The organism is Streptomyces sp. NPDC091416 (assembly GCF_044756845.1).
Taxonomy (GTDB): Bacteria; Actinomycetota; Actinomycetes; order Streptomycetales; family Streptomycetaceae; genus Streptomyces.
The window spans coordinates 346583-353031 of the sequence record NZ_JBIVTU010000011.1; the positions used below are offsets into that span (position 1 = coordinate 346583).

Here is a 6449-nt window from a genome sequence, read left to right on the forward strand (position 1 = left end):
TCGTCACACAGCCATCCAGTCACCTCGTCACCCGAAAGAAGCAAGCATGAGCAAGCTGCGCGTGGCCGTTCTCGGTGCCCGGGGCCGTATCGGCTCCGAAGCGGTACGAGCGGTCGAGGCCGCCGACGACATGGAACTGGTGGCCGCGCTCGGCCGCGACGACAAGCTGGAGTCCCTGACGGACTCCGGCGCCCAGGTCGTCGTCGAGCTCACCACCCCCACGTCGGTGATGGACAACCTCGACTTCTGCGTCCGGCACGGCATCCACGCCGTGGTCGGCACCACCGGCTGGACCGACGAACGGCTCGCGCAGCTGAACACCTGGCTCTCCGCCTCGCCGGGGACCGGTGTGCTCATCGCGCCGAACTTCTCCATCGGCGCGGTCCTCACCATGAAGTTCGCGCAGCAGGCCGCCCGCTATTTCGAGTCCGTCGAGGTCATCGAGCTGCACCACCCCAACAAGGCCGACGCCCCGTCCGGCACCGCCGCACGCACCGCCCAGCTGATCGCCGAAGCCCGCCGCGAGGCGGGCTGCGCGCCCCAGCCGGACGCCACCGCGACGGCACTGGACGGCGCACGCGGAGCCGACGTCGACGGGATCCCGGTCCACTCGGTCCGGCTCCGCGGCCTCCTGGCCCACCAGGAGGTGCTGCTCGGAGGTGAGGGCGAGACCCTCACCATCCGGCACGACTCCCTGCACCACAGCAGCTTCATGCCGGGCATCCTGCTCGGAGCACGCCGCGTGGCGACCACTCCGGGCCTCACGTTCGGCCTGGAAAACTTCCTCGACCTGAACTGACTGAGCCCACCCCCATGCGCGCAAAGATCACTTACGCCGTCACCGCTGCCGTCCTGGTCTTCTACTTCCTCCTGGTCGGCAGCCGAGGCGTCCTGCTCATCAAGCACGGCACGCTGCTGACGGTGACCTTCGGGGTCGCCGTGCTGATCCTTCCGGTGATCGGCATCTGGTTCCTCTGGAAGAACACCCAGTTCGTCCGGAGGGCCAACGCCCTTGCCGCCGAGCTCGACGCCGAGGGCGGCCTGCCCGTCGACGACCTGGCCCGTACCCCGAGCGGGCGTATCGACCGGGACTCGGCCGACGCGGCGTTCGCCCGCCGCCAGGAGGAGACGGAGGACGCGCCGGACGACTGGCGCTGCTGGTTCCGTCTCGCCGTGGCCTACCAGGACGCCCGGGACACTCCCAGGGCCAGGAAGGCCATGCAGCGCGCCATCGCCCTGCACAGAGGCCGCACAGCGGCCTCAGCGGCCCCGTCCGGCAACTGAGGGCTGTCCCGCACGCAAAGAGACCGTCCGGCGTTCTTTCGCGAACGCCGGACGGTCTCTCTGCGTGCGGGAGGGGCAGGCGAGACCTCAGTGCTGCCGGTACTCGTCCCCCCACGCCTCGATCGTGTCGGCGGCCCGGTCGAACGCCTCACCGCGGGCCAGGAAGTCCGCGCTGGAGTCCGTGAGCAGCGGCGGAACCGCGTCCCCGCCCTTGCGTACGACGATCAGGGCCTGCCCCTGAACGGTGCGCGGGAACCCGAGCCACTTGACCGGCTGCTGCACCGTGCGCACGGCGGCGGCGTGGTTCCACGGCACCGTCGTGGTCCAGAAGAAGCCCACCCGGCGCACACCGTGCCGGCTCACCCAGGCGCCGATCCGCAGCATCCGCAGGGCGCAGATGATCACCGCGAGGGCCAGGGCGAGACACGCGCCGGCCCCGGGGATCGCCCCGGCGAACGCCGTGATCATCCCGGCGAACAGGATGAACGAGGCAAGCAGCAGCAGTCCGGCCGCTGCCGCGACACGCCAGGGTCCGGGGCGGTACGGGCGCCGCCAGCTGTCGTGGTCGTCGAACGGCAGCGCGACATCCTCAGCGCTCGCGTCAAATGCGCGGTCGGCCGTCAGGAAGGGCAGGGGCACGACTGATCCTCACTCACAAGCACGCTCGATTGCTGTGCCCGGTGAGGCTACCGAGGAGGCTACCGGCCGGACCACCCCAGGGGGCCCGTACGGGTCAGCGCCCGTGCGCGGCCTCGGTCTGCTGACTGTGCTGCGCCGACTGCTCGGGAGACAGGGCGGGCAGGCCGAGCAGCAGCGATCCGGCCAGTCCGGCGACCACGACGAGGCCGATCAGGGTGCGGCCCGCCTTCTCGGAGAGGGAGGCGCGCTCGCGCGGGGGCGGTGTGACGTTACTGCGGAACCGGTCGGCCTCGGCCACGAACGAGAACGGGACGGATTCGCGCCGGCGGAACATGAGGTAGCTCTCCTTGAACTCAGATTCGGGTGGTGCTACTGAGTCAGACGCACGGGGAGCCCGATCGGTGCCCCGAATCGCCGGATTGGCCGAAGAAATCCCGCGACGGGCGGTGCGGACCGCGTTGTCAGTCGTGGCCCGTAGAGTGGACGCCGCCCGAGCGACGCCATTGGAAGGACCCCGCCGGTGACCGAGACCCCCGAGCCCGCAAAGCCCAGCTTCCGCAGCGATGTCACCGTTGACCTGGTGAAACACGCCGCCGGTGATTCCGACGTGCTGTTCGCCGCCCGTGTTTCGACGGCCGGTGAGCAGTCCCTGGAAGAGGTCACCAAGGATCCTGAGCGCTCCAAGGGACTCATCAACTACCTGATGCGGGACCGGCACGGCAGCCCGTTCGAGCACAACTCGATGACCTTCTTCATCAGCGCCCCGATCTTCGTGTTCCGCGAGTTCATGCGGCACCGTGTGGGCTGGTCGTACAACGAGGAATCGGGCCGCTACAGGGAGCTGGAGCCGGTCTTCTACGTCCCGGGGGAGTCCCGCAAGCTTGTCCAGCAGGGCCGTCCCGGAAAGTACGAGTTCGTCGAGGGCACCGAGGCCCAGGCCGAGCTCACGGGCCGCGCCATGGAGGACTCCTACCGCCAGGCGTACGAGGCCTACCAGGAGATGCTGGCGGCGGGAGTGGCCCGCGAGGTCGCCCGTGCGGTCCTCCCGGTCGGCCTGTTCTCCTCGATGTACGCGACGTGCAACGCCCGGTCGCTGATGCACTTCCTGGGCCTGCGTACGCAGCACGAACTCGCGAAGGTTCCGTCGTTCCCCCAGCGGGAGATCGAGATGGTCGGCGAGCAGATGGAGGCCCACTGGGCGGAGCTCATGCCGCTCACCCATGCAGCCTTCAACAAAAATGGACGGGTTGCCCCGTAAGCGGTGTCCGTATTGCGGCGTTTCGTGAAGTTCATCTAGGCTGATCAAACGGACCCGGCACTGCCTGAACCCCCGAGCAGGCAGTGCCGGGCTCCTCTTGCTTGTCCCCCCGAGGGGACATTGGACGCCGAGCAACGAGTAGCGTGTTACCCATGGCTCCGATCTCCACTCCGCAGACCCCCTTCGGGCGGGTCCTCACCGCGATGGTCACGCCCTTCACGGCGGACGGCGCGCTCGACCTCGACGGCGCCCAGCGGCTTGCCACCCATCTGGTGGACGCAGGCAACGACGGCCTGATCATCAACGGCACCACCGGCGAGTCGCCGACCACCAGCGACGCGGAGAAAGACCAGCTCGTACGGGCTGTGCTGGAGGCGGTCGGAGACCGTGCGCACATCGTCGCCGGCATCGGGACCAACGACACCCGCCACAGCGTCGAACTCGCCCGCACGGCCGAGCGCACCGGCGCCCACGGCCTCCTCGCGGTCACGCCGTACTACAACAAGCCGCCGCAGGAGGGCCTCCTCCGGCACTTCACCGCGATCGCGGACTCCACCGGTCTGCCGGTGATGCTCTACGACATTCCCGGCCGCAGCGGTGTCCCCATCGACACGGAGACCCTGGTCCGGCTGTCCGAGCACCCGCGGATCGTGGCCAACAAGGACGCCAAGGGCGACCTCGGCCGCGCCAGCTGGGCCATCGCCCAGTCCGGCCTGGCCTGGTACTCGGGCGACGACATGCTGAACCTTCCGCTCCTGTCGGTCGGCGCGGTCGGACTCGTCTCCGTCGTGGGCCACGTCGTCACCCCGGACCTGCGGGCCCTGCTCGAGGCCTACCTCGGCGGAGACGTACAGAAGGCGACGGAGATCCACCAGAAGCTCCTGCCGGTGTTCACGGGAATGTTCCGTACCCAGGGTGTGATCACCTCCAAGGCCGCACTGGCCCTCCAGGGACTCCCCGCCGGCCCGCTGCGTCTGCCTCTGGTGGAACTCAGCGCGCAGGAAACGGCCCAGCTCAAGATCGATCTTGCCGCCGGTGGGGTACAGCTCTAACCACAGACTTCACAACTGAATACGCGAAGAAGGATTCGCGACAGAGCACCACCAAAGACAACAGCAAGTGCACGAATGACATGCGCGCCACGTGCCCAAGCGGTACGTGGCGTGTGTGGTAAGGAGAGTCTTTTGAGTCATCCGCATCCTGAACTCGGCACCCCGCCGAAGCTCCCGAAGGGCGGCCTGCGGGTCACCCCGCTGGGCGGCCTCGGCGAGATCGGCCGCAACATGACGGTGTTCGAGTACGGCGGCCGCCTGCTCATCGTCGACTGCGGCGTCCTCTTCCCCGAAGAGGAGCAGCCGGGCATCGACCTGATCCTCCCGGACTTCACCACCATCCGGGACCGCCTCGACGACGTCGAGGGCATCGTCCTCACGCACGGACACGAGGACCACATCGGTGGTGTCCCGTATCTGCTGCGTCTGAAGCCGGACATCCCGCTCATCGGCTCCAAGCTGACCCTCGCGCTCATCGAGGCCAAGCTCCAGGAGCACCGCATCCGTCCGTACACCCTTGAGGTGAAGGAGGGCCAGCGCGAGCGCATCGGCGTCTTCGACTGCGAGTTCATCGCGGTCAACCACTCCATCCCGGACGCTCTCGCGGTCGCCATCCGCACGCCCGCCGGCATGGCCGTCGCCACCGGCGACTTCAAGATGGACCAGCTTCCGCTGGACGGCCGTCTCACCGACCTGCACGCCTTCGCCCGGCTGAGCGAGGAAGGCATCGACCTTCTGCTCTCCGATTCGACGAACGCGGAGGTCCCCGGCTTCGTCCCGCCCGAGCGCGACATCCAGAACGTGCTGCGCACGGTCTTCGCCAATGCGCAGAAGCGCATCATCGTGGCGAGCTTCGCCAGCCACGTGCACCGCATCCAGCAGATCCTCGACACGGCCCACGAGTACGGCCGCAGGGTCGCCTTCGTCGGACGCTCGATGGTCCGGAACATGGGTATCGCCCGTGACCTCGGATACCTGAAGGTGCCCGCGGGGCTGGTCGTCGACGTGAAGACCCTCGACGACCTGCCGGACGACGAAGTGGTGCTCGTCTGCACGGGCTCACAGGGTGAGCCGATGGCGGCCCTGTCCCGGATGGCCAACCGCGACCACCAGATCCGCATCGTCCAGGGCGACACCGTCATCCTGGCCTCGTCGCTGATCCCGGGTAACGAGAACGCGGTCTACCGCGTGATCAACGGCCTGACCCGCTGGGGCGCCAACGTCGTCCACAAGGGCAATGCCAAGGTCCACGTCTCGGGCCACGCCTCCGCAGGCGAGCTGCTGTACTTCTACAACATCTGCAAGCCGAAGAACCTGATGCCGGTCCACGGCGAATGGCGCCACCTCCGGGCCAACGCCGAACTGGGCGCCCTGACCGGTGTTCCCAAGGACCACATCGTCATCGCCGAGGACGGCGTCGTCGTCGACCTGATCGACGGCAAGGCCAAGATCGTCGGCAAGGTCCAGGCCGGCTACGTGTACGTCGACGGCCTCTCGGTCGGCGATGTCACCGAGACCTCCCTCAAGGACCGCCGCATCCTCGGCGACGAGGGCATCATCTCGGTCTTCATCGTGGTGGACAGCTCCTCCGGCAAGATCGTGGGCGGTCCCCACTTCCAGGCCCGGGGTTCCGGCATCGACGACTCGGCGTTCAGCGCGGTCGTACCGAAGGTCGAAGAGGCTCTCAACAAGTCGGCCCAGGACGGCGTCATGGAGCCGCACCAGCTCCAGCAGCTCGTCCGCCGCACGGTGGGCAAGTGGGTCTCCGACACCTACCGCCGGCGTCCGATGATCCTTCCCGTCGTCGTCGAGGTCTGACCCCGACAGGCGCGAACTCCGGAGCGGGGCCCCCGATTTGCATCGGGGCGCTCCGCTCCAGTACGTTTACCTCTCCGCCTCGCCGGGAACCGCCGCACACACGTGTGCGCTGCGAGCCCCGAGCAGGATGGAAATTCCGACTCAGAACTTCTGATAACGTCGGATCCGCCGAAAGGCAAGGCCACTTCAACGGCCATCGGAATTCAAATTCGGACCGGAAACGGTACGCACGGGTTCTGGTAAGGTTGAAACCGCTGGAAAGGGAAAGCGCGAAAGCGAAGAACTGGAAAGCGGAAATGCGAGACCCGCTTCGACCGGGAATCGGACACGAAAGAGTCTGATAGAGTCGGAAACGCAAGACCGAAGGGAAGCGCCCGGAGGAAAGCCCCAGAAAATGT

At 67.7% G+C, this 6449-nt stretch carries 7 protein-coding genes; 5 read left to right on the forward strand and 2 right to left on the reverse strand.

All coding sequences use genetic code 11. The features are described 5' to 3' along the window. Positions 1–46: 46 nt before the first annotated feature. Together dapB and ACIQMX_RS30280 are read left to right on the forward strand one after the other, a co-directional pair. Complete coding sequence (dapB, locus tag ACIQMX_RS30275) at positions 47–799, forward strand: 4-hydroxy-tetrahydrodipicolinate reductase (protein ID WP_363071761.1); 753 nt, start codon at positions 47–49, stop codon at positions 797–799. A 14-nt stretch (positions 800–813) separates the two neighbouring features. Beyond that, positions 814–1284, forward strand: a complete 471-nt coding sequence (locus ACIQMX_RS30280; protein ID WP_402482793.1) for a hypothetical protein — start codon at positions 814–816, stop codon at positions 1282–1284. A gap of 87 nt (positions 1285–1371) precedes the next feature. Here ACIQMX_RS30280 and ACIQMX_RS30285 read toward each other — a convergent pair whose 3' ends face one another. Both ACIQMX_RS30285 and ACIQMX_RS30290 read right to left on the reverse strand, forming a co-directional pair. Further along, entirely contained in the window at positions 1372–1923 is a 552-nt protein-coding gene (locus ACIQMX_RS30285; RefSeq protein ID WP_402482796.1) for a hypothetical protein, read from the reverse strand. Between the two features lie 94 nt (positions 1924–2017). Further along, positions 2018–2257 carry a hypothetical protein gene (locus ACIQMX_RS30290; RefSeq protein WP_363071755.1) on the reverse strand — a complete coding sequence of 80 codons (240 nt, stop codon included), beginning with the start codon at positions 2255–2257 and terminating at the stop codon, positions 2018–2020. Positions 2258–2443: 186 nt separating this feature from the next. On the opposite strand from ACIQMX_RS30290, the gene thyX reads away from it, so the two are divergent. The 3 genes from thyX to ACIQMX_RS30305 all read left to right on the forward strand — a co-directional run bounded on the left by thyX (position 2444) and on the right by ACIQMX_RS30305 (position 6051). After that, entirely contained in the window at positions 2444–3181 is a 738-nt protein-coding gene (thyX, locus tag ACIQMX_RS30295) for an FAD-dependent thymidylate synthase (protein ID WP_402482799.1), read from the forward strand. A gap of 152 nt (positions 3182–3333) precedes the next feature. Beyond that, on the forward strand, positions 3334–4233 hold the full coding sequence (gene dapA, locus ACIQMX_RS30300) for a 4-hydroxy-tetrahydrodipicolinate synthase (protein ID WP_363071751.1): 900 nt from the start codon (positions 3334–3336) through the stop codon (positions 4231–4233). A 132-nt stretch (positions 4234–4365) separates the two neighbouring features. Continuing rightward, a complete protein-coding gene (locus tag ACIQMX_RS30305) occupies positions 4366–6051 on the forward strand; it encodes a ribonuclease J (protein ID WP_356325988.1) in 1686 nt (561 codons plus the stop codon). Positions 6052–6449 lie beyond the last annotated feature (398 nt).

Excerpts from the sequence above, each read along its gene's own strand:
- dapB (WP_363071761.1), top strand. The coding sequence starts at position 47 with ATGAGCAAGCTGCGCGTGGCCGTTCTCGGTGCCCGGGGCCGTATCGGC.
- ACIQMX_RS30290 (WP_363071755.1), bottom strand. The coding sequence starts at position 2,257 with ATGTTCCGCCGGCGCGAATCCGTCCCGTTCTCGTTCGTGGCCGAGGCC.
- ACIQMX_RS30280 (WP_402482793.1), top strand. The coding sequence starts at position 814 with ATGCGCGCAAAGATCACTTACGCCGTCACCGCTGCCGTCCTGGTCTTC.
- dapA (WP_363071751.1), top strand. The coding sequence starts at position 3,334 with ATGGCTCCGATCTCCACTCCGCAGACCCCCTTCGGGCGGGTCCTCACC.